Consider the following 25,381-nt stretch of genomic DNA (forward strand, 5'->3'; position numbering starts at 1 on the left):
TTCAGGAATTATTATGTTCAGTGGAAAAAAACTTCTTATTTCTGGCGGCACCGGTTCCTTTGGCAATGCGGTGCTCAAGCGTTTTCTCGATACTGATATTGCAGAAATTCGCATATTCAGCCGTGATGAGAAAAAACAGGATGACATGCGTAAGCGTTATGCCAATAGCAAGTTGAAATTTTATATTGGCGACGTTCGTGATTATCAAAGTGTCCTGAACTCCACGCGTGGCGTTGATTACATCTTTCATGCCGCGGCCCTGAAGCAGGTTCCGTCTTGTGAGTTCCATCCAATGGAAGCAGTCAAGACTAACGTCATCGGCACTGAGAACTTGCTGGAGGCCGCAATACAGAACAAGGTTCGTCGAGTCGTTTGTCTGAGTACCGACAAAGCAGTCTACCCCATCAATGCCATGGGTATTTCCAAGGCAATGATGGAAAAAGTCATGGTGGCCAAGTCCCGCAACCTGGATGACACCAAGACGGTTATCTGCGGTACCCGCTATGGCAACGTCATGGCCTCCCGCGGCTCGGTAATTCCTTTGTTCATCGAGCAAATTCGCGCCGACAAAGCGTTGACCCTGACCGACCCGAACATGACGCGTTTCATGATGACGCTGGCCGATGCGGTGGACCTGGTGCTTTATGCCTTCAAGCACGGCAATAATGGTGATTTGTTCGTACAGAAAGCGCCCGCTGCGACGGTGGAAGTCCTAGCACGAGCTTTGACTGATTTGGTCGGCAAACCCGAGCACCCAATCCAGGTGATCGGTACTCGCCATGGCGAAAAGCTCTATGAAGCGCTGCTCAGTCGGGAAGAAATGGCCTGCGCTGAAGATATGGGTGACTACTTCCGCATTCCGCCGGATCTGCGTGATCTCAATTACGCCAAGTTTGTCGAGCAGGGCGAAACCAAGATTTCACGCACTGAAGATTACAACTCGCACAATACTGAACGCTTGGACGTGAAGGGCATGCAGCAGTTGCTGCTCAAGTTGGACTTCATGCGTGCCATCCAGCGTGGCGAGCACGCAACGCCCGAGGAGTAAGCAATGAAGGTTTTGATTACAGGTGCCAATGGTTTCGTCGGCCAGAATCTGATCGCACATCTGGGGGAACGAGCTGACGTCGAAGTGCTGCGCTTTACCCGTGAAAATTCGCAGGGAAGTTTGTCAGGCCTGGTTGCTCAAGCGGATTTCATTTTTCACTTGGCTGGCGTCAATCGCCCACAGGATCCGCAGGAGTTCCAGAAAGGCAACACTGATCTGACGCGTGCGCTGTGCGACGCGGTCAAATCCAGTGGCCGGCAAATACCTGTGCTGTACACGTCGTCCAGTCAAGCGGAGCTGGACAATCCTTACGGAAGCAGCAAGCGTGGGGCCGAACAGGTATTGCTTGATCTAGAATCCGCTCATGGTTCTGTTGTACACCTGTTCCGCTTACCCAATGTTTTCGGGAAGTGGGCACGTCCCAACTACAACTCGGCTGTGGCGACTTTTTGCAATAATATTGCCCGTGATCTGCCGATCCAGATCAACGATCCGCAAGCACGCATCAACCTTGTCTATATCGACGATGTGATCGCTCATTTCATCGCCGTTTTGGATGGCACGTTGGCGGGGCAGCCGTTTGTCAGTGTAGTGCCGCAGTACAGCATCACAGTAGGCGAGCTTGCTGAACAGTTGCATGCCTTCCGTGATAGCCGTACGACCATGATTACCGAACCTGTGGGTACCGGATTGGTCCGTGCGTTGTATTCCACATATCTAAGCTATCTGCCGCCTGAGCATTTCACTTACGAGGTCCCCAAATACGGCGACTCGCGTGGTGTGTTCGTGGAAATGCTTAAAACTCCGGATGCAGGTCAGTTTTCCTACTTCACGGCCCATCCAGGTATTACGCGCGGTGGGCATTACCACCATTCCAAAACGGAAAAGTTTCTAGTCATCAAGGGTAGGGCCTGCTTCCGCTTCCGGCACATTGTTTCCGGTGAGTTCTACGAACTGTTCACGACTGGCGAGCACCCTGAAATCGTGGAAACCGTACCCGGCTGGACGCATGACATCACGAACGTCGGCGAAGACGAAATGGTGGTGATGCTTTGGGCCAATGAGATTTTCGACCGCGAACACCCGGATACCTACGCTCGGCCGGTGGGCACCGAAGCTTGAGCCGCTGTTAACAGGAAACTGCAATGAAAAAGCTGAAAGTTGTGACTGTAGTGGGGACTCGCCCGGAAATCATTCGCCTATCACGAGTGATGGCCAAGATGGATGAGCACTGCGAGCATATCCTGGTACATACTGGCCAGAATTACGATTACGAACTCAACGAGATCTTTTTTCAGGACCTGGGTATCCGCAAACCGGATCACTTCCTGAATTCCGCTGGTGCAAGCGGTGCTGAGACCATTGGTAATGTGATCATTTCGGTAGACCGAGTCCTGGCTGAGGTGCAACCTGAAGCGCTGCTGGTACTGGGCGATACCAATAGTTGTATGGCAGTGCTTCCTGCCAAACGACGCAAGATTCCGACATTCCACATGGAAGCAGGAAACCGTTGCTTCGATATGCGCGTACCAGAGGAGATCAACCGACGTATCGTCGACCATACGGCTGATATCAACCTGACGTATAGCACCATTGCTCGCGACTATCTGCTGCGCGAAGGCTTGCCACCGGATCGTGTCATCAAGACCGGCAGCCCGATGTTTGAAGTGCTGAATCATTACCGCGAAGGTATTGATGCGTCCGACGTGCTGGCTCGACTAGGCCTGGAGCCTGGAAAGTTCTTTGTGGTCAGTGCCCACCGGGAAGAAAACATCGATTCGGATAAGAACTTTTTGAAACTGGTCGACGTGCTCAACAACGTAGCCGAGCATTTCGGTTTACCCGTTATCGTGTCGACTCACCCGCGAACTCAAAAGCGGGTAGATGCCATGGGCGTCATATTCCATGCGAACGTGCGGCTATTGAAGCCATTAGGTTTCAAGGACTACAACAAGCTGCAGTTCGAGGCCAAGGCCGTATTGTCTGACAGCGGGACTATCAACGAAGAGTCTTCAATTTTGAACTTCCCTGCTTTGAACATCCGCGAAGCACATGAGCGTCCGGAAGGCATGGAAGAAGCGGCAGCGATGATGGTAGGCCTGGAGGTCGAGCGGGTAATGCAGGCCCTGAGCATTCTGGAAAGTCAGGATCGGGGAGACAAACGGAGTTTGCGTCTTGTGTCTGACTACGGCATGCCCAACGTTTCGGATAAGGTTGTGCGAATCCTGCATAGTTATACCGACTATGTGAATCGTGTTGTCTGGAAACGTTACTGACCTGAGGCACTAATGTCTGACGAAAAGCTACGAGTTTTGGTAGTTACTCAGTACTTTTGGCCGGAAAACATGCGGATCAATGATCTTGTCCGCGATTTTTCGGCTAAAGGCCACGACGTTACGGTACTCACCGGATTGCCCAACTACCCCGAGGGCGAGGTATTCGAAGCCTATCGAAGCAACCCTGGAGAATTTCAGTCTTATGCGGGTGCAAAGGTGATTCGTGTGCCTTTGATACCGCGTGGTAAGCGCGCTATCCGTTTGGTACTCAACTATCTTTCATTTTTTTTGATGGCTTCCACTTTGGGAGTCTTCAAACTGCGCGGTAAAAAGTTTGACGCCATATTCGTTTATGCTGTGTCACCTATCATGGCCGCTATTCCTGCAGTAGTGATTGGTCGGCTGAAGCGTGCGCCAGTATTCGTCTGGGTACTGGACCTCTGGCCGGAAACGCTGAAGGCGGTCAATGTCATTCATGCGCCCAAATTACTAGGTCTGGTTGGTAATCTGGTGTCATGGATCTACAACCGTACTGACTATCTGTTACTGCAGTCTCACGGTTTCTTCGAGAATGTCCGAAAGTACTGCACAAAAGAAATCGCGGCTGAACGACTGGTGTACTTTCCAAGTTGGGCTGAAGATGATTTTTCAGCGCCTGCTTCACTAGGTGCTGCCTTGATCGAGCATGATCCCTCGGTGTTCACCGTTGTGTTTGCCGGTAATCTCGGTGAAGCTCAGGACTTTCCAGCGGTTCTCGATGCGGCGCAGGCCTTACAGGGGCAAGTGGCAGTGCGATGGGTCATCGTCGGTGATGGTCGTATGAGTGAATGGCTCGAGGAACAAGTCAGAAGCCGCGGATTGGATAACGTGTATTTGTTGGGGCGTCATCCTCTGGAATCCATGCCCGGGCTTTTTGCTCAAGCGGATGCCCTGTTGGTTTCATTGCGCACCAATGAGGTCTTTGAAAAGACTATTCCAGGCAAAGTGCAGGCTTATCTGGCTTCTGGTCGCCCTATTCTGGCTATGATAAATGGTGAGGCCGCGCGCGTCATCCAGGAGTCCAAGGCGGGTTTTGCTTGTGATTCCGGGGATGCGCAGGGATTGGCGCATATCACGCTGAAGCTGGCTATGACATCTGCGGACCAACGTCAGCAGATGGGAGAGGCGGGACGTCAGTACTACCATCAGCAATATTCTAAGCCCGTTCTCCTGGCACGACTGGAGAATCTTTTCCGCGAAGCTACCTTACGCAAGGCAGGTTAATGATGCCGCATTCCGTTTTTTTGACCGGCGCCAGCGGCTTTGTCGGCAGGGCGATACTGGATAGACTGCAAGCTGACGATGTCTCGGTCGTTGTGGCATTGCGTCATAGTTCCAAGCTGCTCGGCGTTTCAGTGCCTAGTGTTCGCTTTGAGGCCTTCGACGGTGATAACGACTGGGGGAGTTCTCTTGCACAATGTGATGTGGTGATTCACTCCGCGGCTCGTGTGCATGTAATGAACGATACCGAAGTTGATCCATTGGCCGCTTTTCGCAAGGTGAATGTGCAAGGAACTCTTAACCTTGCCCGGCAGGCTGCCAGTGCAGGAGTGAAACGTTTCATTTTCATCAGCTCAATCAAAGTCAACGGTGAGGGCACGACGCCAGGTACGGCATATACGGCAGATGATACTCCAGCACCGGCTGATCCTTACGGCATATCCAAGATGGAAGCTGAGCAGGGGTTGTGGGAGATTGCCCGGGCAACTGGCATGGAAGTCGTCGTCATTCGGCCAGTACTGGTATATGGGCCAGGGGTGAAAGCCAATTTCCTTAGTATGATGCGTTGGCTAGATAAAGGTATTCCTTTACCCTTTGGTGCGATTGACAACAGGCGGAGCCTTGTTGCTCGGGATAACCTGGTGGATCTCGTAGTGACATGTATAGCTCATTCCGCTGCAGCAGGTCAGACATTCTTGGTCAGCGATGGTGAGGATCTGTCAACCACTGGATTGTTGCGCAAGATGGCGAAGGCGCTGGATAAGCCTGCTCGTCTGTTACCAATTCCTAGTTGGGTTTTGGAGTCTGGTGCCCGATTGCTGGGAAAACGAGCACTTTCACAGCGTCTTTGTGGATCGCTCCAAGTGGATATCAGCAAGACGCGATCTCTACTTGGTTGGGTACCCCCCATCAGTGTCGATGAAGCTCTAAAAATTACTGCGCGGCATTTTCAGGAAAGTTCAAAAAAATGACCTACTGGTGGATAATTCCGGTTGTTGCTGCTGTGTCGTTACTATTGACGGCCATTTTGCGGCGCTATGCATTGGCACGCAGCATTATCGATATTCCAAACGCCCGCAGTTCACATTCAGTACCAACGCCGCGAGGCGGAGGTGTTGCAATCGTCGTGACTTTTCTGTTTAGCCTTCCATTGGTGGCATGGGAGGGGCTGGCTGCAACTTCAGGATTGATTGCGCTCGGTGGTGCGGCTGCTCTGGTAGCGCTCATAGGTTTCATGGATGACCACGGTCATATCGCTGCTCGCTGGCGACTGCTGGGTCATTTTGCTGCAGCCATCTGGGCGTTGTGCTGGTTGGGTGGCCTTCCTGTTGTCAGAGTCTTTGGTATGGACATCGACTTGATCTGGTATGGCCAGATACTTGCGGCTGTCTATCTCGTCTGGATGCTCAATTTGTACAACTTCATGGACGGCATTGATGGGATTGCCAGTGTCGAGGCGATGTGCACCTGCCTTGGAGCATGCTTGCTCTACTGGTTGAGTGGCTTCGAGGACATGATATTGATGCCTTTGATTTTGGCTATGGCTGTTGCCGGCTTCCTGTTTTGGAACTTTCCTCCTGCGCGTATATTCATGGGGGATGCCGGGAGTGGGTTCTTGGGAATTGCACTTGGTGTCATGTCCATCCAGGCTGCATGGGCGTCCGCCCCGTTGTTCTGGGCCTGGTTGATCCTGCTGGGAGTTTTCATTGTTGATGCAACATTCACATTAATGCGCCGGTTGTCACGCGGTGACAAAGTCTATGAAGCGCATCGCAGCCATGCGTACCAGTTTGCTTCACGACAATTTGGCAAGCACCTACCTGTAACGCTTGCGGTAGGGGCGCTCAATCTGTTTTGGTTACTGCCGATTGCACTCTGCGTGACGTTATTCGATCTGGACGGTGCATTGGGGCTGGTGATTGCGTACGTGCCTTTGGTGATGCTGGCAGTGAAATTTCACGCTGGAGAACTCGAGAAAGCCGAGCCGGGTCGGTTATCCTGACTGTTTTGTACAGTGTTTGTAGGTTCAGCTAATTGCCTTGAAGAAAATGCAGATTCACGATAGGAGCGGTTGACGGTGTTCGAAGGGGTAATGGATAAGTTACGTAGATTTTTGCTTGGACTACCACGACGAAACAAGCGATTGGTTCAGGTCGCTGCTGACGTTGCGTTGGTTTGGTTCGCTCTTTGGATGTCATTTGTTGTGCGTCTTGGTGTCGATGACCTGATCAACCCTCTAGAGGGATATCGTTGGCTGTTCATCAGTGCCCCTGTGATCGCTATTCCGCTGTTCATTCGTTTTGGCATGTACCGGGCGGTAATGCGTTATTTCGGCAATGATGCGCTGATAGCAATCATCAAAGCAGTCAGTCTGGCTGCATTGTTGCTGGCATTGGTGGTTTACTGGAATACCAATCCTTCACGTACAGTGCCCCGTTCCATCATCTTCAACTATTGGTGGTTGAGTTTGATAATGCTGGGTGGGTTGCGGTTGGCAATGCGTCAGTATTTTCTAGGTGACTGGTTTAGCGCTGCACAACATGTGCCTTTCGCAAGCAGGGAAGATGGACTGCCCAAGGTTGCCATTTATGGTGCGGGGTCTGCAGGTAACCAGTTGCTGGTCGCCCTACGGATGGGGCGGTTGATGCGCCCGGTAGCGTTCATCGATGATGACAACAGTATTGCTGATCGTGTGATATCCGGGTTACAGGTCTATAAGCCTGAACAAATTCAACGAATGATCAATGATACCGGCGCCGAGGAAATCCTTCTGGCAGTGCCTTCAGCGAGCCGCGGGCGACGGCGAGAAATTCTAGGATTTCTCGAAGCCTTTCCGTTGCATGTGCGAAGCATACCGGGCTTTATGGACCTGGCCAGCGGTCGGGTCAAGGTCGATGATATCCAGGAAGTGGATATTGCAGATCTTCTTGGGCGTGATGCTGTGCCTGCACAAGAGGACCTGTTTGAACGCTGTATTGCAGGGCAATCGGTTTTGGTAACAGGCGCGGGCGGTTCCATTGGCTCGGAGTTGTGCCGACAGATAATTCAGGCCGGGCCGAAAACGCTGCTGTTGTTGGAGCATAGCGAGTACAACCTCTACAGCATCGTTTCGGAACTGGAGCAGCGAGTCACTCGGGAATCCCTTTCAGTCAAGGTGTTGCCGATCCTGGGTTCCGTGCGTAATCAGCATCAATTGCTCGACGTGATGAAAACGTGGCGAGTCGATACTGTCTACCATGCTGCTGCCTACAAACACGTACCGATGGTCGAGCATAACATTGCCGAAGGTGTACTTAACAACGTCATTGGCACACTCAATACTGCCCAAGCTGCTCTGCAGGCAGGTGTTTCCAATTTCGTACTGATTTCGACCGACAAGGCTGTTCGCCCGACCAACGTCATGGGAAGTACCAAACGTCTTGCCGAAATGACCTTGCAGGCCCTGAGTCGCGAACTGGCGCCGGTATTGTTCGGAGACTCGAGCAACATTTCCCGCGTCAACAAGACTCGATTCACCATGGTCCGTTTTGGCAATGTGCTTGGTTCCTCGGGGTCGGTGATACCGCTATTCCACAAACAGATCAAATCGGGCGGTCCACTGACAGTTACTCACCCGAAAATCACCCGATACTTCATGACTATCCCGGAAGCTGCTCAACTTGTGATTCAAGCAGGGTCGATGGGACAAGGTGGTGACGTGTTCGTGCTGGACATGGGTGAGCCCGTAAAAATTGTTGAACTGGCCGAGAAGATGATACATCTCTCAGGCTTGAGCATACGCTCGGACAAGAACCCTCATGGTGACATCGCCATAGAATTCAGCGGCCTGCGGCCGGGTGAAAAGCTTTACGAAGAGTTGTTGATTGGCGATAACGTCGAGGCAACCCAGCATCCAATGATCATGAGTGCGAACGAAGACTATTTGTCCTGGGATGTATTGAAGGTCAAGCTCACCGAGTTGCTGGCGGCAGTTGGCCAAGACGATTACTCGAAGGTACGGCAACTGTTGCGCGAAACCGTCAGCGGCTACGCGCCTGATGGCGATATAGTGGATTGGATATATCAGCAGCGAAGGCTTGAGCCTTGAATATTCAAGCTAAGCTCTGAGGGAAGCAAAAAGCGCTTGCTGGTAGTGGGCGCTTTTGTTTTTTTGTATTTATGAAAGGCTGAAGGTTAAAAGTGAGCAATCAGGGCGGTGATTTTGAAGCGGTAACTGTTTCGTCCAATTTGACGAGGTCATCAAGTTATATTGAGTCTTTTTTAATCGCGCTGCCTGTTGTTTCTGGTCTTGCCATTCTCGTTTGGTTGATGGCTTATAGTGGTTATGGCTTTGATTTTACAGATGAAAGTTTTCATCTGGTCTCGCTGTTAAATCCAGGGCTATATAGTTGGTCGCTTACGCAGTTCGGGTTTGTCTATCATCCGCTTTATTTGCTCTTGGGGGGGGATATTGCGCATCTAAGGCAGGCGAATATACTGGTGACTTTTGGCTTGTCTTGGGCGTTGGTTGATGTAGTTATTAAACAGTCTTTGTCTGTAAAGACGGATGATAGAGTCAAGCGGCTTGCGATCTCTTTCGGCTTTGCCAGCGGTAGTTTGATTTTTTTTAGCACCTGGCTGCTTTCGCCGAGCTATAACAGTTTGAATCTGCAAGCACTTTTAATTGTAGCGATTGGAATGTTTTCTGCGCGGTCAGAACTCAATCGAAATAGCCTGGTTGGCTGGTTGCTTATAGGGGTTGGAGGGTGGCTGGCGTTTATGGCCAAACCTAGCACAGCTGCCGCGCTTGGATGCTGCGTTTTTTTCTATCTGCTACTTGCAGGGAAGACCAATATTCGATTTATGGTGTTCACCTTTGCATTATTGTTAAGTCTGTTGCTGGTCAGTGCATTAGCTATTGATGGCTCAGTCGCTGGGTTTGTAGAGCGGATTAAGATTGCGGTGGCATTTGGTGAGTATTTGGCGGGTAGCAGTGTCATTGGCAATTCAATACGCTTCGACGACTTTGTGCTGACTCCGCAAGACGTTTTATTTTTTAGGGTTTTGTTGGCGGTTTCTTTTTTTTCTGCTTTTTCTTTGTGTTTGGGGAACAGATATTTTAATTTGGTGGGGTGTCTTTGTTCGTGCCTGATTTCGTTTTTGATTTTTATGTTGGTGTCGGAAAATTTGTTTGTTGGTCTCAATTATAGTAATTACCATGGTCTCTTGGTGTTTGCGGTGCCGGCCTCAATGGTGCTTTTGGGAGGGTGCGTTTATAGGCAGGCATTTTTTTCGAATTTGCCGATCTCTCGTTGTTTGGTTGCATTTGTGCTGGTGTTGTTTCCACATGTGTATGCTTTCGGTACCAACAACAATTATTGGCAGGCTGGTAGCTCAGCGGGTTTTTTCTGGTTCCTTGCAGGGCTGGTGCTCGTCGCTCCAATGATGCGTGACTCTAGAGGTTTTGCAACGCTCACTCCGTTTGTGTTGACGATTCAATTGATTGTCGCGGTATTGGTGCAGGCAGGAATGGAGTCCCCGTACAGGCAGATGCAGCCTTTGAGGTTGAACTCTACCGTTGTACAGATAGGGCCGAGTAAGGCGAATCTTGTGTTATCTGCGGAGTACAGCAATTACCTAACCGCGGCCATGACGGCAGCAGAACAGGCAGGGTTTGCACCTGGTACTCCGGTTATCGATCTGAGCGGACAGTCTCCCGGCATTCTTTATGCGATAGGTGCTACCAACATTGGGCAAGCATGGACTATTGGCGGCTATCCGGGCAGCTTCAAGCTGGCCAGTGAAGCATTGCAAAAAGTTTCTTGCAGTCAAATGGCCATTGCTTGGCTTTTACTCGAACCAACAGGCCCCCGAAGCATTTCCGATTCGCTGCTTTCTACCTTTGGCGCCAACCTGGGCGAGCATTACCAAGAGGTAGGTTCCTGGAGTACCGCATCTGGAGCAGGCGGATACACCGAACTCCGAAGACAAAAATTGTTCAAGCCAGTCAGGGACGCAACTACTTCCAACAAAAGCTGTATCGAAGCGCGCAAGCAGATCTAATGCTTGCTGATCTGAAATATCCTTTTTCATGTTTATGCCATGAATCTGGTGGTTGATGTTTGACAGCGAGCCTGGAGTTACTAAAGTTCAATGGCAGCCAAGGAAATGCTGCCCTTGAATTTTATTGCAATGGAGTTCTCCCTATGAATAAAGCTTATTTTTCCTCCCTCCTGTTTGCATTGATAACCAGCCTGTCACTATCCGTCCATGCCGCGCCTCCTCCAGCTACATCAGTCGACAAGCCGATCGCCGCGCAAGTGGCAAACAGCGCAAAGCTCAACCTCAATACAGCGGATGCCCATACGCTACAGACGGAGCTTACTGGCATCGGTCGAGCCAAAGCGGAAGCCATCGTCGCCTATCGTGAGGCCAACGGCGCGTTTACGTCAGTCGACGAGTTGCTTGAGGTCAAAGGCATTGGCAAGACGCTGCTCGACAAGAATCGGGATCTGATCAAGATCAATTAACCCGGTTTCAGCCAAGCAAAAGGCCGATCATTGATCGGCCTTTTGCTTTTCTGCACCTGCACTTGACGGATAAAATTATAGTTATAATATTGGCGACCTCCGATAACCCTTTCGCAATTTCCGTTGGAGGAGTAGTCATATCTGCAACGACCATTGCAGTGGCCGGCGTGTCATCCGGCAGATGCGCAGACTACACTGAGCGTCTTGCCATGCTTCACGTCGACCAGTCATTTCAAATGCGGCAGTCACTCGCTACCGATTGCCGCTAAACCCATGATCGAGGTACGCACTGCATGAGTGGACATAGAGTCGTAGTAACTGGCATGGGTCTGGTCTCGCCACTGGGATGTGGCTCAGAGAACGCCTGGGAACGACTCCTGAGCGGCCAATCCGGCCTCAAGCGGCTACCTGACGAGGTCGTCGATGATCTGCCGGCAAAGGTCGGCGGCCCCGTGCCGTCAATCGCGGACGACCCAGTGGCCGGCTTCGACCCCGACGCAGCCATCCCCCCCAAAGAACAAAAGAAAATGGACCGCTTCATCCAGTTCGCCCTGGCAGCTGCCAAAGAGGCACTGGCTCAGGCGAAATGGGCACCCGAGGATGAGCAAGGCCAGCTCCGCACCGCAACCATAATTGGCTCCGGCGTCGGTGGTTTCGGCGCGATCGCCGAGGCGGTCAGAATCACCGATACCCGCGGACCGCGGCGTCTGTCGCCGTTCACCATCCCATCCTTCCTGGTCAACCTGGCCGCCGGGCATGTGTCCATCCAGTACGGCTTCAAGGGCCCGCTGGGTGCGCCGGTGACGGCGTGCGCGGCGGGTGTGCAGGCGATTGGCGATGCGGCGCGGCTGATTCGCAGCGGCGAGGCCGATATTGCGCTCTGCGGTGGCGCCGAGGCGTGCATCGACCGGGTCAGTCTGGCCGGTTTTGCCGCAGCACGGGCGTTGTCCAGTGGCTTCAATGAGACGCCGTCACGCGCCTCCCGACCCTTTGACAGCAGCCGTGATGGCTTTGTCATGGGGGAGGGCGCCGGTCTGTTGGTGATCGAATCGCTCGAGCATGCGCTTGCTCGTGGCGCCACGCCGATTGTCGAGTTGGTCGGCTATGGCACCACGGCCGATGCCTATCATCTGACTGCCGGGCCGGAAGATGGCAGTGGCGCCCGGCGTTCGATGGAGTTGGCCATCGCCCAGGCGGGTATTTCAGCCGGGCAGATCCAGCACCTCAATGCCCATGCCACCTCGACGCCAGTGGGTGACAAGGGCGAGTTGGCGGCGATCAAGGCGGTGTTCGGGGTCAATAATTCTGTTGCGGTTACCTCGACCAAGTCCGCCACGGGGCATCTGCTCGGTGCGGCGGGTGGTCTGGAGGCGATTTTCACGATTCTGGCGATTCGCGATCAGATTGCGCCGGCAACGCTCAATCTTGAAGTGCCCGATGAGGATGCCGCGGGCGTGGATATCGTCAGCGGCAAGGCCCGGCCCATGGCCATCGAGTATGCCTTGAGCAATGGTTTCGGCTTTGGTGGGGTCAATGCCAGCGTGTTGTTCAAGCGCTGGCAGGCTTGACCGTCTGTTGTTTCAGGTGCTCGCGTACGGTGTCCAGGATGTGATCGGAAAAGTCACTGTCCTGGACACTGCGTGACAACAGCAGTGCACCGACAAGTGTCGACAGCATGACGATACTTTGTTCATCACCCTCTGTTTCACCCATGGCATTGCCGAGCATGGCCAGGCGCAGCCTGACGGTTTCGTCTGCAATCGGGCTGGCTTCGCCGCGTTGACCCATTTCGGCTGCCATGGTGGGTAGCGGGCAGCCATGTTCCGGCGTTTGCCGGTGATTTTTGCTCAGGTAGCTGTCTATAAAAGCGGGCAGCGGATCTTCCTTGGCAAAGATTTTTTCACAGAATTCATTCAGTTCATCCGAAGCGTCGCGCAGTGCGGTTTCGACCAGATCGTCCTTGGACTTGAAGTGGGCATAAAAGCCGCCATGGGTCAGCCCCAGCGCTTTCATCAGGGGTTGCAGGCCGGTGGCACCGATGCCGTCGCGGCGGAAGCGGGCGGATGCTTCCTTGACGATACGCTGGTAGGTCTGGGCTTTGTGATCTTGCGAATAGCGCATGGCAGGGCCTCCATGTCGTTACAGATTGGATGTTGATTATAATTTTACACGAGTGCGGTTTTTTTGCCGCAGTAATGCGTGCAGGCCTTGTGCAGAGTAAAGGGATCGCTCCCGCGGGGCACGGGAGCGACCAGCAGTCAGCGGTCTTGCGCGTCCTTGGCATCCATTTCGGCATTGCGTTCATGGATGCGTTTGAGCTGTTCTTCGGTCAAGGGCAGCTCTTTGGCAGTGTCGCGCAACAGCATCAGGCCGCCAACGATCGAGCCGATTGCAATCACTAGAATTAACCAGCCATACCAGGGCATGTTGACCCTCCTTGAAGGCAGGACCGCGACGAGGGGGTTCCCGTGCGAATCTGCACTCATATCATTTTGAGCGATTATTGAGGATAGTGGTTCAATTATTGCGGGCGTGGTGTAGTTTTTGCCGATTACCGGGTCCCGGACAGCCGCTGCATCCGCTACAATGCGCGCCGATTTCGACCTTGCCCAGAGAGCCCATCCATGTCCGTCTGCCAGACTCCTATCATCGTCGCCCTGGATTTCCCGACCCGTGACGCCGCATTGAAGCTGGCCGATCAGCTGGATCCCAAGCTGTGCCGCGTCAAGGTCGGCAAGGAACTCTTCACCAGCTGTGCCTCGGATATCGTCGAGACGCTGAACGCCAAGGGTTTCGAAGTGTTCCTGGACCTCAAGTTCCACGACATTCCCAACACCACGGCCATGGCGGTCAAGGCGGCGGCGGAAATGGGCGTGTGGATGGTCAACGTGCATTGCTCCGGTGGCCTGCGCATGATGGCGGCCTGCCGTGACGTGCTCGATCAGCGCAGCGGTCCCAAGCCGTTGCTGATCGGCGTGACCGTGCTGACCAGTATGGAGCGTGAGGACCTGGCGGGCATTGGCCTGGATATCGAGCCGCAGGAGCAGGTGCTGCGCCTGGCCGCGTTGGCGGAAAAAGCTGGCATGGACGGTCTGGTGTGCTCGGCGCTGGAAGCCCAGGCGCTGAAGGCGGCGCATCCGTCGCTGCAGTTGGTGACGCCGGGGATTCGTCCGGCGGGCAGTGCCCAGGATGATCAGCGGCGAATTCTGACGCCGCGCCAGGCGCTGGATGCGGGTTCGGATTATCTGGTGATCGGGCGTCCGATCAGCCAGGCGGCGGATCCGGCGAAGGCGTTGGCGGCGGTGGTGGCTGAGCTCGCATAGTCATTTTTTGCGGCCGCGTTGCGGCCGATCGCTGGCAAGTCGAATCGTCGCACCGCAGCTCCCACAGGGTATGTACACTGCCGAACCCTGTGGGAGCGGGCTTGCCCGCGATCGAGTGCGGAGCACTCGTAAAAAATTAAACTTTTAGCACCAACTTCCCAAAATTCTCCCCGCTGAACAATTTCAACAAGGTCTCGGGAAACGTTTCCAGACCTTCGACGATATCTTCCTTGCTCTTCAATTGCCCCTCGGCCAGCCATCCGGCCATTTCCTGCCCGGCGGCAGCGAATTGCGCGGCATAGTCCATCACCACGAAACCTTCCATGCGTGCACGGTTGACCAGCAGCGCCAGATAGTTGGCCGGGCCCTTGACCGCTTCCTTGTTGTTGTACTGGCTGATGGCACCGCAGATCACCACGCGGGCCTTGAAAGCCAGGCGGCTGAGCACCGCGTCGAGGATGTCGCCGCCGACGTTGTCGAAATACACGTCCACGCCTTTCGGGCATTCGCGTTTGAGCCCGGTGATGACGTCTTCGTTCTTGTAGTCGATAGCGCCATCGAAGCCCAGTTCATCGATCAGGAACTGGCATTTGTCCTTGCCGCCGGCGATGCCAACGACTCGGCAGCCCTTGAGCCTGGCAATCTGCCCGGCAATGCTGCCGACCGCGCCGGCGGCGCCCGAGATCACCACGGTTTCACCGGCCTTGGGAGCGCCAACGTCAAGCAGGGCGAAGTAGGCGGTCATGCCGGTCATGCCCAGCGCCGACAGGTAACGTGGCAGAGGGGCCAGTTTCGGGTCGACCTTGTAGAAACCGGTAGGCTCGCCGAGGAAATAATCCTGCACGCCGAGGGCGCCGTTGACGTAATCGCCGACGGCAAAGTTCGGGTGCTGCGATGCAACCACCTTACCCACACCCAGTGCCCGCATGACCTGTCCGATGGCGACCGGCGGAATATAGGATTTGCCTTCGTTCATCCAGCCGCGCATGGCCGGGTCCAGTGACAGGTATTCAACCTTCACCAGAATCTGGCCATCGGCAGGCGTACCCACAGGCTCGTCGCGGAAGGTGAAGTTGTCTCGGGTTACGGCTCCGACCGGGCGCTGGGCGAGGAGAAATTGACGGTTGGTTTGGGCAGTCATCTCAGGCTCTCAAGGGAGGAATCAAGCTGTGTTGATAGACCGTCGAGGCTTCGGGAGCAAGGTATTCAGATGTTGCGAATAGGTCTTGATCGATCCTGATGATGCACTATTTGGCTGTTATCACTGCAACTCATAAACCGCCAACCGGCCCTGTAATAGTGCTGCCAGGCCCGCTCACCGGCTCACTAGACTGCGAATCGATTACCCACACAGCAGAGGACCGATCTATGAGCATGACTTTTTCCGGGCAAGTGGCAATGGTAACCGGCGCGGCCGCAGGCATCGGCCGCGCAACAGCGCTGGCATTTGCAGCCGAGGGTTTGAAGGTTGTAGTGGCGGATCTGGATACAGCTGGCGGTGAGGGCACGGTCGAGCTGATTCGTGCGGCAGGTGGCGATGCCGTTTTTGTGCCGTGCAACGTTACCCGAGAAGCCGATGTTCAGCAGTTGATGGAGCAGACCATCAGCACCTACGGGCGCCTGGACTATGCGTTCAACAATGCTGGTATCGAGATCGAAAAGGGCAAGCTGGCCGAAGGCAGCGAGGCCGAGTTCGATGCAATCATGGGCGTTAACGTCAAGGGTGTCTGGTTGTGCATGAAACACCAGTTGCCGTTGATGTTGGCCCAGGGCGGCGGCGCCATCGTCAATACGGCTTCGGTGGCCGGCCTGGGCGCTGCGCCGAAGATGAGCATCTACAGCGCTTCGAAGCATGCTGTGATCGGTTTGACCAAATCGGCGGCTGTCGAATACGCGAAGAAAAAAATCCGTGTCAATGCAGTCTGTCCGGCAGTGATCGACACCGACATGTTCCGCCGTGCTCATGAAGCAGACCCGCGCAAGGCCGATTTCGTCGCGACCATGCACCCGGTCGGGCGTATCGGCAAGGTCGAAGAGATCGCCAGTGCCGTGCTTTACCTGTGCTGTGACGGGGCGGCATTCACTACGGGTCATGCCCTGGCCGTGGACGGGGGCGCGACGGCTATTTGATCGTCAGGCCGACCTCGACCGTCCTGAATGCGACGCCGACGTAGCTTTTTGCCATTAATCCGGCGCCACAGGCTTGTGCAGTGACCGGCGCCATTGCCACTCTGCGCCGATCATCGGTGGGCTTGTCGCCATTGAGCATCGGATGGGGGAGTGCGTGCAATGAATGGGGCCGTGAGTGGACGCTTTGCCAACCTGGGCATGGCAAAGAAAATGGGGGTGGGCTTTGCCCTGGTGTTGCTGCTGACTGCACTGGTCGCAGCGATCGGCATTATCTCGCTGCAGACCATCAGCCAGCGTTTCGATGGTCTCAAACAGATGTCGGCGCTCAATCGCGGCTTGCTCAAGGTGCGCCTGCTGGAGCAGGAGTTCGCCTTGCATTCGGACGTCAAGGCAGTCGATGCCTTGCATGAAGGGGTCGAGGGTTTGCAGGCGCAAGCGGCGCAGCTCAAGACCTTGGCAGCGGCCAATGTGCCGGTGATGAATGGGGTCGAGCAGGCGCTCGTGGACTATCGCCAGGCCTTCGATCAGTTCGTGGAGTTGACCCAGTCGAAGGATCTGGCGCTGGACATGGCCAGTTGGTCGGTGTCGAGCGTTGCCAATAACCTCGATGTACTCCAGGCCGGTCTTGCCGACGATGGCAGCTATACCCTGAAGGATTCCCAGGGGCAGAAAGGGGCTGAATTCATCGAGCAGGCCAATCAGGTCAGTCAGGTTGCCCGCCTGATGCTGCAGGCGATGGATGAGGCGCGTGTACGCCTGGATCAAAGCCGCAAGGGCACCGACGACAGCGCAACCCAAGGCAAGATCGCACAGGCCGACCAGGCCTTGGCGCTGGCGGGTGAACTCAAGAACAAAGTGCAGGACGCCGGCTATCAGACAGTGCTGGGTGAAGTCATCACCCATATCACCAGCTTCAGCGAGAAACTGTCCGAATACACCGATCTGCTGGCAAAGGAAAAGCAGGTCAACCTGCATCTGCATGAGCGCGCCGACCAGGTGGTGACGCTGGTCGACCAGGCCTATGTCGCCCAGGACGACGCGATGCAGGTGGAGTTGAAGAACAATGCGATGCTGATTATTGCCTCATCGGTGCTTGCCCTGCTGGTCGGGGTGCTGGCGGCCTGGATCATCACGCGTCTGATCGTCGGTCCCTTGCGCAGTGTCATTGGCCGCGCCCAGCAGATTGCCGCAGGTGATTTGAGCGGTACGATCGAAGTCAACCGACGCGATGAAATCGGCCAGTTGATGCAGGCCATGCAGCAGATGGGCACTGGCTTGAGCGGCATCGTCAGCGGCTTGCAGGCCGGGATCGAGCAGTTGGCCAGTTCCGCCCAATCGCTGTCGGCCGTGACCGAGCAGACCAATCTGGAAGTCAGCAGCCAGAAGGAGGAAACAGAGCAGGTCGCCACTGCCATGAACCAGATGACGGCCACGGTGCACGATGTGGCGCGCAATGCCGAAGAGGCGGCCCAGGCAGCCCAGACGGCCGATGACAAGGTGGATAGCGGCCAGCAAGTGGTGCGTCAGAGCTTGCAGCGGATCGAACAATTGGCCAGCTCCGCGACATCCGCCAGCCAGAGCATCGAGAGCCTGAGTGCCGAAATTCAGAACATCGGCACGGTGCTCGAAGTCATCAAGAGTGTCGCCGAACAGACCAACCTGCTGGCGCTCAACGCGGCGATCGAGGCGGCCAGGGCCGGTGAGCAGGGGCGCGGTTTTGCCGTGGTGGCCGATGAGGTGCGGGCGCTTGCCCGGCGCACGCAACAGTCCACCGAGGAAATCGAGCGGCTGGTCAGTGCCTTGCGCAGCGGGGCGCAATCGTCTGTCGCGCAGATCCAGAGCAGCGGCGAGCTGGTGAAACTGGCGGTGAGCGACGCGCTGCAGACTGAAAGTGCACTGGGCAGCATTGCGGCGGCGGTGTCATTGATTCAGCAGATGAACCAGCAAATAGCCGCGGCTGCCGAGGAGCAAAGTTCGGTGGCTGAAGAGATCAACCGCAGCGTTACCAGTATCCGCAGCAGCGCCGATCAGTCGGCGCTGGCGATGCAGGGCAATGCGGCGTCCAGTATCGAGCTGGCGCAGTTGGGGCGTGAGTTGAAGGGGATGGTGGGGCATTTCCGGCTTTAGGCTGTCACATACTTTGTTGCCTGTCAGGGCCCCATCGCTGGCAAGCCAGCTCCCACAGAGACAGGCATCCTAAGTCCTCTGTGGGAGCTGGCTTGCCAGCGATGAAGGCCTCAGTCATTACGCCAATTCAAAATCAGCAACGTCACCACCCCCGCCACAATCCCCCAGAACGCCGAACCGATCGAAAACAACGTCAACCCCGAGGCGGTGACCATAAAGGTAATCAGCGCCGCCTCGCGCTCCCTGGCTTCGTTCATGGCAATGGTCAGGCCGTTGATGATCGAGCCGAACAAGGCCAAGGCGGCTATCGACAGCACCAGTTCCTTGGGTAGGGCGGCGAACAGCGCCGCGAGGGTTGCGCCGAAGGTCCCGGCGATGCCGTAGAAAATCCCGCACCAGACCGCCGCCGTATAGCGCTTGTTACGGTCTTCATGGGCATGCGGACCCGTGCAGATCGCCGCACTGATGGCTGCCAGGTTGATGCCGTGGGAGCCAAAGGGGGCCAGCAGCAAAGAGGCGAAACCAGTCACCGAGATCAGCGGTGAAGCCGGGACGTTGTAGCCATCGGCGCGCAGGACCGCGATGCCGGGCATGTTCTGCGACGTCATGGCGACCACGAACAACGGGATGCCGATGCTGATGGTGGCGGCGAGTGAGAACGACGGTGTGGTCCACACTGGGGTCGCCACCTCCAGGCTGAAACCGCTGAAATCCAGTAGCCCCATGAAGCCGGACAGGGCCGTGCCGATCAGCAGGGCCGCGAGTACCGCGTAGCGCGGTGACAACCGTTTCATCAGCAGGTAGGTGAAGAACATGCCCAGCACCAGACCGGTGCGGTGTTGCGCGGCGACGAAAATCTCACTGCCGATCTTGAACAGAATGCCGGCCAGCAGTGCCGCCGCCAGGGAGGAGGGCAGGCGCTTGACCAGGCGTTCGAAGCTGCCGGTCAGGCCGCAGATCAGGACCAGCACGGCGCAGGTGATGTATGCACCGATGGCCTCACCGTAACTCACCCCCGACAGACTGGTAATCAACAGGGCCGCGCCCGGTGTCGACCAGGCCACGGTGATCGGCGTGCGATAACGCAATGACAGGCCAATGCTGCATGCCGCCATGCCGATCGACAGGGCCCAGATCCACGAGGATATCTGCCCGCTGCTCAGCCCGGCGGCCTGGCCGGCCTGGAACATCAGCACCAGCGAACTGGTGTAGCCGGTCATCATTGCAATGAAACCGGCGACGACGGCAGACGGGGATGAGTCGGCCAGCGGGCGCAATTGTGCAGGCGTGGCGTCGGACATGGGAGCAATCCTTTAGCAGGTGTAGGCAGTTTTTTCAGACTACCGCGCAGCCCGGGGAGTGTTGCGATACAGCGAGAGTCGCAATTAGCCATACAGTCATGGGCGCATTGGTAGGCCTGCATCCATTAGACTCTGGATGACAATCAATGGAGTGCCTATGCGATACCTCTTCTCGAGCCTTGTGCTGGTGGCAGCAATACTTCCTTTCACTGCCCACGCCGCAGAAGATTGCGACGCCAATCAGCAGGCCATGAACCAATGCGCCAATAGCGAACTCGCCAAGGCCGATGCCGACCTCAATCGCTATTACAAGGAGCAGCTGGCGTACTTGCAGAATGCGAAACAGCAGCAGGCATTCAAGGACGCCCAGCGCAAATGGATCGCCTTTCGCGATGCCGATTGCCTGTATCAGGTGGGGAAGGCCGAGGACTCGGGTTCGATCTGGCCGCTGCTTCAGGCCAAATGCCTGGCCGAGCATACGCGGCTGCGGGCGCAGCAGTTGAAGGCATTTACACAGTGCCGCAGCGAGGATTGCCCTCGCTGACGACGCGGTTGCCGCGTTGTAGCCGCTGCCGCAGGCTGCGCTCGCGCGCGATAGCGGGCGTAAGATTTCAAGACCGCATTGGAGGTCCTGTCGGACCTCAGCGCAGCCTGGCGGCAGCGGCTACAGGTTATGCGGCGGCGAAGCGCTTGTTCAGGTAATCGATGATCACCTTGGATTCATACATCCAGGTGGTCTTGCCGTTCTCTTCGATGCGCAGGCACGGCACCTTGATCTTGCCGCCTTCGTTGAGCAGTGTCTGGCGATCCTGCTCGTTTTTCCTGGCGTCACGCAGGGCAACCGGCACATTCAGGCGGTGCAGGGTACGGCGCGTCTTCACGCAGAATGGGCAGGCGTGGAATTGATACAGGGTCAGCCCCTTGGCGGCCTGTTCGACCTGTTTCTGGGCCGCAGCGCTGCGTTTCTGCTTGCGTGGGCGAGTAATGAAGTCGAGGAAAACGATAAGCTGGCCCAGGCCAACCCGCAGTGCTTTGACAATCATGGATTGAACGCTCCGAACAATAAAAAAAACCGACCTGAACAGGCCGGTTTTTTGAGTAGCCGATTACTTGATCAGGCTAAGAAACTCGCTGCGAGTCGCCGCGTTTTCGCGGAAATCACCGAGCATTACCGAAGTAATCATCTCCGAGTTCTGTTTTTCCACACCGCGCATCATCATGCACATGTGCTTGGCTTCGATCACTACCGCGACACCCAGGGCACCGGTCACTTGCTGGACCGCCTCGGCGATCTGGCGGCTGAGGTTTTCCTGGATTTGCAGGCGGCGGGCATACATATCCACAATCCGCGCGACTTTCGACAGGCCCAGCACTTTGCCATTGGGGATATAGGCGACATGCGCCTTGCCGATGAAAGGCAGCAGATGGTGTTCGCACAGCGAGTACAACTCGATGTCCCTGACCAGGACCATTTCGCTGTTATCGGAGCTGAACAAGGCACCATTGGTGACTTCTTCCAGGGTTTGTTCATAACCGCGGCAAAGGTACTGCATGGCTTTGGCAGCACGCTTTGGCGTGTCGCGCAGGCCTTCACGGAATGGATCCTCGCCGATCTGGCCGAGAATCGCGGTGTAGTTCTGTTCCAGGGACATGGTCCTACCTGTAGGATTTTTATCGCAAACGCGAAGGGTACGGCGGCTGTGACGGCGCTGCAAGTACAAGCTATTCGTCACGACCCTCGAGCATGGTTCGCTTGAGCATCACATAGACCGCGCCGGCGCCGCCATGACGGGGTTGGCATGAAGTGAAGCCCAGCACCTGAGGGTGTTGACGCAGCCACGTGTTGACGTGACTTTTTATCATAGGACGTTTGCCGTCCAGACGCACGGCCTTGCCATGGGTGACGCGTACGCAGCGGACCTCGAAACGGGTAGCCTCGGCGAGAAAGGCCCACAGGGTTTCCCGGGCTTTCTCGACACTCATGCCGTGCAGGTCCAGGCTGCCTTCGAAGCCGATCTGGCCGAGCTTCAACTTGCGCATCTGGCCTTCCTGAACGCCGTCGCGCGACCAGTGCAGTTCGTCTTCCGGGCCGACATCGATCACAAACTGATCGGACAAGCCATCAACCGTGGTGTCGTTGCTGCGAATGGTTGCTGCCTGGCGCAGGGTGTCCAGATGTTTGCGATCAGCCTTGGGTTTGCCAGTGTCGGCCCGATCATGCTTGATCGGCTTGACGCCGTGCATCTGGCTTTTGAACAGGGAAAAATCGTCGTCTTGCATGTAAGCCTCCGCTAGGAGGTCCAGTTTACGCGACTCGCCCTGCAGAGGGTTCTGCTCAGTCGTGTTTTTTCATCAGGTGCGGTGCCAGGTTCAGTTCCTGGCCACGGCGCATGCGGCGCCGGCAGGCGCGCCACAAGCGGACGCCGAGATACAGCAGCAACACGCCGGCCGCAATGACCAGGGCAGCACCCAGCGGGCTCGCATTGAGTTCGCCCAGGGCCGGTGGGTGCCCAAGCAGGCTGGCGGCACCGGCCATGGCCAGGAGCACGCCCAGGGTTGCCAGCAATGCGGAAAATGCCGCGCCCAGTCGCATGCGCCAATTGCGCGGTTCGCGTTGGCGCAGTCGTCGGGCGTCGAAACCATCGGATAACTTCATTCCGATTTCCTCTATGGATATCGGGCCTTGGACCGAAACGGTGCAAGGTGGTTCCGGCGTTCTGGTCATTTACCACAGTTGCCGGGTCTAATCGGATGGACGGCCATCGGGCCATCGCTCCGGAGCGCACATCAAATCAAATCTTTGGTCAGTGCCACACTGGCGAAGTTGTCCGCCATGATTGCCATTTCGGTCTGTTGAACATGCAGAGCGCTGAGCACGCCGTCCTTGAAGGGCAGGTCGCGGGTGGCGCAGGCATCTTCAGCCAGGGTGCAACGGTAACCATAGTCCTTGGCCGCACGTACGGTGGTGCTGACGCTGGAATGGCTCATGAATCCGCAGACGATCAGGTCCAGGTGGCCGAGTTTTTCCAGCAGGGTCTGCAGGTTGGTGCCGTGGAATGCGTTGGGCAGGCGTTTTTCCACGATGGCTTCGTCGCCCTGGGGTGCAAGCTCCGGAATGAAGGCGCCGCGCTCGCCCTGTGGGTCGAACAGGCCACCCACCGTACCCAGGTGGCGAACGTGCACCACGGGACGACCGGCCTTGCGCGCGGCAGCCAGCAATTGCGCGATGTTGGCAACCGCCTCATCCATGCCCGACAGTGCCAGGGGACCGCTGAGGTATTCCCGTTGCGCGTCGATAATCACCAGGCTGGCATGGTGGGTCTTCAGAGTGGCCGGCGGATAGCCTTTGCCACTGAGTTGGAACATCGTCTTTGGAACGGGCATCGAGGGCTCCTTTGAGTAGGGCTTTTGCGACATTGTCCCCTGCTGGAGCACTTATGTGAATCGCTTCGCTTGCAGGCAGCGTGGTTACTGGCGTGTAGCCACTTGCCAGAACACCGAAACAACGCTTCAGGGAATCAAAACCTGCGTTTGGCTGTTAGAATCGCAGGTCGTATTTCAAGGAGTTTACCGTGATCACTTCCCGCCTGCGCACCCTGCGCGACCACATCCGTTGGGCTGTCAGCCGTTTCCATCAGGAAGAGCTGTTTTTCGGTCATGGCACCGACAACGCCTGGGACGAGGCGCGGCTATTGGTGCTGGGTGCCGTCCATCTGCCATGGGAAATCGCCGACAGCTATCTGGACTGCCGCCTGGAAGACGATGAGCTGGTTCACGTGCAGCAACTGATCAAGCGTCGTATCGAAGAGCGCGTGCCCACGGCCTACCTGTTGGGCGAGGCCTGGTTCTGCGGCATGTCCTTCATTGTCGATGAGCGTGTGCTGATTCCGCGCTCACCGATTGGCGAGCTGATCGAAAAGCGCTTCGAGCCCTGGCTGCACGCCGAGCCTGCGCGCATTCTCGACCTGTGCACCGGTTCGGGCTGCATCGGCATTGCTTGCGCCGATGTTTTTCCCCATGCCGAGGTGGTGCTGGCCGACTTGTCATTCGAAGCCCTGGAAGTGGCCAACCAGAACATCGAACGACATGGTCTGGAGGAGCGGGTCTACGGCGTACAGGGGGATGGCTTCAGTGGTCTGCCGGGACAGCGTTTCGACTTGATCGTATCCAACCCGCCCTATGTCGATGCCGAAGACTTCGCCGACATGCCCGAGGAGTATCACCACGAGCCGGAGCTGGGGCTGGCCTGCGGCGACGACGGCCTGGACCTGGTGCGGCGGATGCTGGCCGAGGCGGCGGACCATCTCAATGAAAAGGGCTTGCTGATCGTGGAGGTCGGCAACAGTCAGGTGCATGTCCAGGATCTTTACCCGGAAGTGGACTTCGCCTGGCTGGAGTTCGCTCGCGGTGGGCATGGGGTGTTCATGTTGACGGCCGAGCAGTGCCGGCAGCATCAGGGGTTGTTTGCTTCCAGAGTTTGATTGGTCTTGAGGGCCTCATCGCTGGCAAGCCAGCTCCCACAGGGTTCGGCAGTACACATACCCTGTGGGAGCTGGCTTGCCAGCGATGAGGCCCGCACGGACACACCCGATTCAACGATGCGTAGCAATCCAGATCAACAACCCCGCCTGGAACACCGCAAAGGCCACCAGGCAGGTGATGGTAAAGCGCAAGCCGATATCTTCGCGCTTGTACTGGCTGACCCGCTCTTCCTTTTCACGCAGTTTGACGTCCAGCTCCTGCAGGTTCTGCTCGGCCTGTTGCAGCATGCTCGCGGCGTCGAGGATTTCCACGACCTGCACTTTCTCCTTGTTCCAGGTCCCGGTCAGTTCACCCACCTGAACCTCCGCGAAGCGCGCCTTCAGGTGCTGTGCATCCGCGTATTCAACGATCAGGCCATGGCTGCGCAAGACATGATCGCGGCGCAGGCGGGTATCCTCGTTCAGGCCATCCTTGCTCGGCAGAGCCATGCCTTCGACGCGATAGTGCGACCATCTTTTTTGCGCCCAGAGAATGCCTTGGGCGATCAGAAAGCGTCCCAGGCCCCGGTTGAGCGGCTCCATTTGCAGGCCGCCGGTCGGCTCGATCTGTACGTGGTGCGTCTGATGGTCGACCCAGACGTCCAGGTGATTCTGTTCCTTGCGTACTCGCTGCCCTGGTAGTTGCACGGCCAGTCGCAGCAGGCTGAGATCCTTGCTGTGACGTTCGGCGCGGCCATATTGGACAAAGCGCAACGGACGCCCGCCGGTGCTGCGGTCGGTCGGCAGCGGGGCCAGGCGCAGCATATGGAACTGCTCGGGCACAACGTCCGCCCACGGTTTGGCCACTTCTTCCACAGCAGGCTGCTCGGCAGCGACTTCGGGAGAGTCCTGGGTTTGGGCATCAGTCATCAAGGCGATCCTCTTTC

The 25,381-nt window shown here is 56.3% G+C and carries 25 protein-coding genes and 1 pseudogene; 16 read left to right on the plus strand and 10 right to left on the minus strand.

What is annotated here, in order from left to right; translation table 11 throughout:
* The first annotated feature begins 13 nt into the window (after positions 1–13).
* The 10 genes from F2S13_RS03845 to fabF all read left to right on the plus strand — a co-directional run bounded on the left by F2S13_RS03845 (position 14) and on the right by fabF (position 12,661).
* Positions 14–1,048, plus strand: a complete 1,035-nt coding sequence (locus tag F2S13_RS03845; protein ID WP_166359123.1) for a polysaccharide biosynthesis protein — start codon at positions 14–16, stop codon at positions 1,046–1,048.
* A gap of 3 nt (positions 1,049–1,051) precedes the next feature.
* A complete protein-coding gene (gene wbjC / locus F2S13_RS03850) occupies positions 1,052–2,170 on the plus strand; it encodes a UDP-2-acetamido-2,6-beta-L-arabino-hexul-4-ose reductase (protein WP_166359124.1) in 1,119 nt (372 codons plus the stop codon).
* Between the two features lie 23 nt (positions 2,171–2,193).
* Positions 2,194–3,324 carry a non-hydrolyzing UDP-N-acetylglucosamine 2-epimerase gene (wecB, locus tag F2S13_RS03855; RefSeq protein WP_166359125.1) on the plus strand — a complete coding sequence of 377 codons (1,131 nt, stop codon included), beginning with the start codon at positions 2,194–2,196 and terminating at the stop codon, positions 3,322–3,324.
* Between the two features lie 12 nt (positions 3,325–3,336).
* Entirely contained in the window at positions 3,337–4,587 is a 1,251-nt protein-coding gene (locus tag F2S13_RS03860; protein ID WP_166359126.1) for a glycosyltransferase family 4 protein, read from the plus strand.
* A 2-nt stretch (positions 4,588–4,589) separates the two neighbouring features.
* Positions 4,590–5,555, plus strand: a complete 966-nt coding sequence (locus tag F2S13_RS03865) for a UDP-glucose 4-epimerase family protein (protein WP_166359216.1) — start codon at positions 4,590–4,592, stop codon at positions 5,553–5,555.
* Positions 5,552–6,586, plus strand: a complete 1,035-nt coding sequence (locus F2S13_RS03870) for an MraY family glycosyltransferase (RefSeq protein ID WP_166359127.1) — start codon at positions 5,552–5,554, stop codon at positions 6,584–6,586. The genes F2S13_RS03865 and F2S13_RS03870 overlap by 4 nt, the downstream gene beginning before the upstream one ends.
* Before the next feature lie 90 nt (positions 6,587–6,676).
* Complete coding sequence (locus F2S13_RS03875; RefSeq protein WP_166359128.1) at positions 6,677–8,671, plus strand: polysaccharide biosynthesis protein; 1,995 nt, start codon at positions 6,677–6,679, stop codon at positions 8,669–8,671.
* A 92-nt stretch (positions 8,672–8,763) separates the two neighbouring features.
* Positions 8,764–10,626: a hypothetical protein gene (locus tag F2S13_RS03880; protein WP_166359129.1), complete on the plus strand. Its 1,863-nt coding sequence runs from the start codon at positions 8,764–8,766 to the stop codon at positions 10,624–10,626.
* A 143-nt stretch (positions 10,627–10,769) separates the two neighbouring features.
* Complete coding sequence (locus tag F2S13_RS03885) at positions 10,770–11,093, plus strand: ComEA family DNA-binding protein (RefSeq protein ID WP_166359130.1); 324 nt, start codon at positions 10,770–10,772, stop codon at positions 11,091–11,093.
* A gap of 293 nt (positions 11,094–11,386) precedes the next feature.
* Positions 11,387–12,661, plus strand: coding sequence for a beta-ketoacyl-ACP synthase II (fabF, locus tag F2S13_RS03890; RefSeq protein ID WP_166359131.1), 1,275 nt, complete (start codon positions 11,387–11,389; stop codon positions 12,659–12,661).
* On the opposite strand, the gene F2S13_RS03895 is transcribed toward fabF, so the two are convergent.
* The gene (locus F2S13_RS03895) at positions 12,642–13,214 is read right to left on the minus strand and encodes a TetR/AcrR family transcriptional regulator (RefSeq protein ID WP_166359132.1); all 573 of its coding nucleotides are present in this window, start codon (positions 13,212–13,214) and stop codon (positions 12,642–12,644) included. The two genes, fabF and F2S13_RS03895, sit on opposite strands and share 20 nt — an antisense overlap.
* 137 nt (positions 13,215–13,351) lie before the next feature.
* Complete coding sequence (locus F2S13_RS03900; protein WP_166359133.1) at positions 13,352–13,519, minus strand: DUF2897 family protein; 168 nt, start codon at positions 13,517–13,519, stop codon at positions 13,352–13,354.
* Positions 13,520–13,717: 198 nt separating this feature from the next.
* Between F2S13_RS03900 and pyrF the strand changes: the two genes are divergently transcribed.
* Positions 13,718–14,416 (plus strand): orotidine-5'-phosphate decarboxylase, encoded by a 699-nt coding sequence (pyrF, locus tag F2S13_RS03905; RefSeq protein ID WP_166359134.1) that lies wholly within the window; start codon positions 13,718–13,720, stop codon positions 14,414–14,416.
* 136 nt (positions 14,417–14,552) lie between these two features.
* Here the strand turns inward: pyrF and F2S13_RS03910 are convergent, their stop codons facing one another.
* Complete coding sequence (locus F2S13_RS03910) at positions 14,553–15,557, minus strand: NADP-dependent oxidoreductase (RefSeq protein WP_166359135.1); 1,005 nt, start codon at positions 15,555–15,557, stop codon at positions 14,553–14,555.
* Between the two features lie 227 nt (positions 15,558–15,784).
* On the opposite strand from F2S13_RS03910, the gene F2S13_RS03915 reads away from it, so the two are divergent.
* The 3 genes and pseudogenes from F2S13_RS03915 to F2S13_RS29770 all read left to right on the plus strand — a co-directional run bounded on the left by F2S13_RS03915 (position 15,785) and on the right by F2S13_RS29770 (position 18,673).
* Positions 15,785–16,546, plus strand: coding sequence for an SDR family oxidoreductase (locus tag F2S13_RS03915; protein WP_166359136.1), 762 nt, complete (start codon positions 15,785–15,787; stop codon positions 16,544–16,546).
* Positions 16,547–17,614: 1,068 nt separating this feature from the next.
* Positions 17,615–17,812: pseudogene (locus F2S13_RS29765) on the plus strand (HAMP domain-containing protein); the annotation flags it as partial.
* Positions 17,810–18,673, plus strand: coding sequence for a methyl-accepting chemotaxis protein (locus F2S13_RS29770; RefSeq protein WP_425500211.1), 864 nt, complete (start codon positions 17,810–17,812; stop codon positions 18,671–18,673). The pseudogene F2S13_RS29765 and the gene F2S13_RS29770, both read left to right, overlap by 3 nt.
* A 110-nt stretch (positions 18,674–18,783) precedes the next feature.
* Here F2S13_RS29770 and F2S13_RS03925 read toward each other — a convergent pair whose 3' ends face one another.
* Entirely contained in the window at positions 18,784–19,974 is a 1,191-nt protein-coding gene (locus tag F2S13_RS03925) for a benzoate/H(+) symporter BenE family transporter (RefSeq protein ID WP_166359138.1), read from the minus strand.
* 157 nt (positions 19,975–20,131) lie between these two features.
* Between F2S13_RS03925 and F2S13_RS03930 the strand changes: the two genes are divergently transcribed.
* On the plus strand, positions 20,132–20,518 hold the full coding sequence (locus F2S13_RS03930; protein WP_166359139.1) for a lysozyme inhibitor LprI family protein: 387 nt from the start codon (positions 20,132–20,134) through the stop codon (positions 20,516–20,518).
* A 127-nt stretch (positions 20,519–20,645) separates the two neighbouring features.
* On the opposite strand, the gene F2S13_RS03935 is transcribed toward F2S13_RS03930, so the two are convergent.
* The 5 genes from F2S13_RS03935 to F2S13_RS03955 form a co-directional block, all read right to left on the minus strand.
* The gene (locus F2S13_RS03935; RefSeq protein WP_166359140.1) at positions 20,646–21,017 is read right to left on the minus strand and encodes a glutathione S-transferase N-terminal domain-containing protein; all 372 of its coding nucleotides are present in this window, start codon (positions 21,015–21,017) and stop codon (positions 20,646–20,648) included.
* Positions 21,018–21,080: 63 nt separating this feature from the next.
* Positions 21,081–21,626, minus strand: coding sequence for a GTP cyclohydrolase I FolE (folE, locus tag F2S13_RS03940; RefSeq protein WP_178118974.1), 546 nt, complete (start codon positions 21,624–21,626; stop codon positions 21,081–21,083).
* Positions 21,627–21,696: 70 nt separating this feature from the next.
* Entirely contained in the window at positions 21,697–22,254 is a 558-nt protein-coding gene (locus F2S13_RS03945; protein WP_166359142.1) for a Smr/MutS family protein, read from the minus strand.
* A 55-nt stretch (positions 22,255–22,309) separates the two neighbouring features.
* A complete protein-coding gene (locus F2S13_RS03950) occupies positions 22,310–22,630 on the minus strand; it encodes a hypothetical protein (protein WP_166359143.1) in 321 nt (106 codons plus the stop codon).
* Between the two features lie 131 nt (positions 22,631–22,761).
* Complete coding sequence (locus tag F2S13_RS03955; protein ID WP_166359144.1) at positions 22,762–23,358, minus strand: cysteine hydrolase family protein; 597 nt, start codon at positions 23,356–23,358, stop codon at positions 22,762–22,764.
* A 188-nt stretch (positions 23,359–23,546) separates the two neighbouring features.
* Here F2S13_RS03955 and prmB point away from each other — a divergent pair, with 188 nt between their 5' ends.
* Positions 23,547–24,455 carry a 50S ribosomal protein L3 N(5)-glutamine methyltransferase gene (gene prmB / locus F2S13_RS03960; protein ID WP_166359145.1) on the plus strand — a complete coding sequence of 303 codons (909 nt, stop codon included), beginning with the start codon at positions 23,547–23,549 and terminating at the stop codon, positions 24,453–24,455.
* Between the two features lie 111 nt (positions 24,456–24,566).
* Here prmB and F2S13_RS03965 read toward each other — a convergent pair whose 3' ends face one another.
* Entirely contained in the window at positions 24,567–25,364 is a 798-nt protein-coding gene (locus F2S13_RS03965) for a hypothetical protein (RefSeq protein WP_166359146.1), read from the minus strand.
* Positions 25,365–25,381 lie beyond the last annotated feature (17 nt).

Source organism: Pseudomonas akapageensis (assembly GCF_011355085.1).
GTDB lineage: Bacteria > Pseudomonadota > Gammaproteobacteria > Pseudomonadales > Pseudomonadaceae > Aquipseudomonas > Aquipseudomonas akapageensis.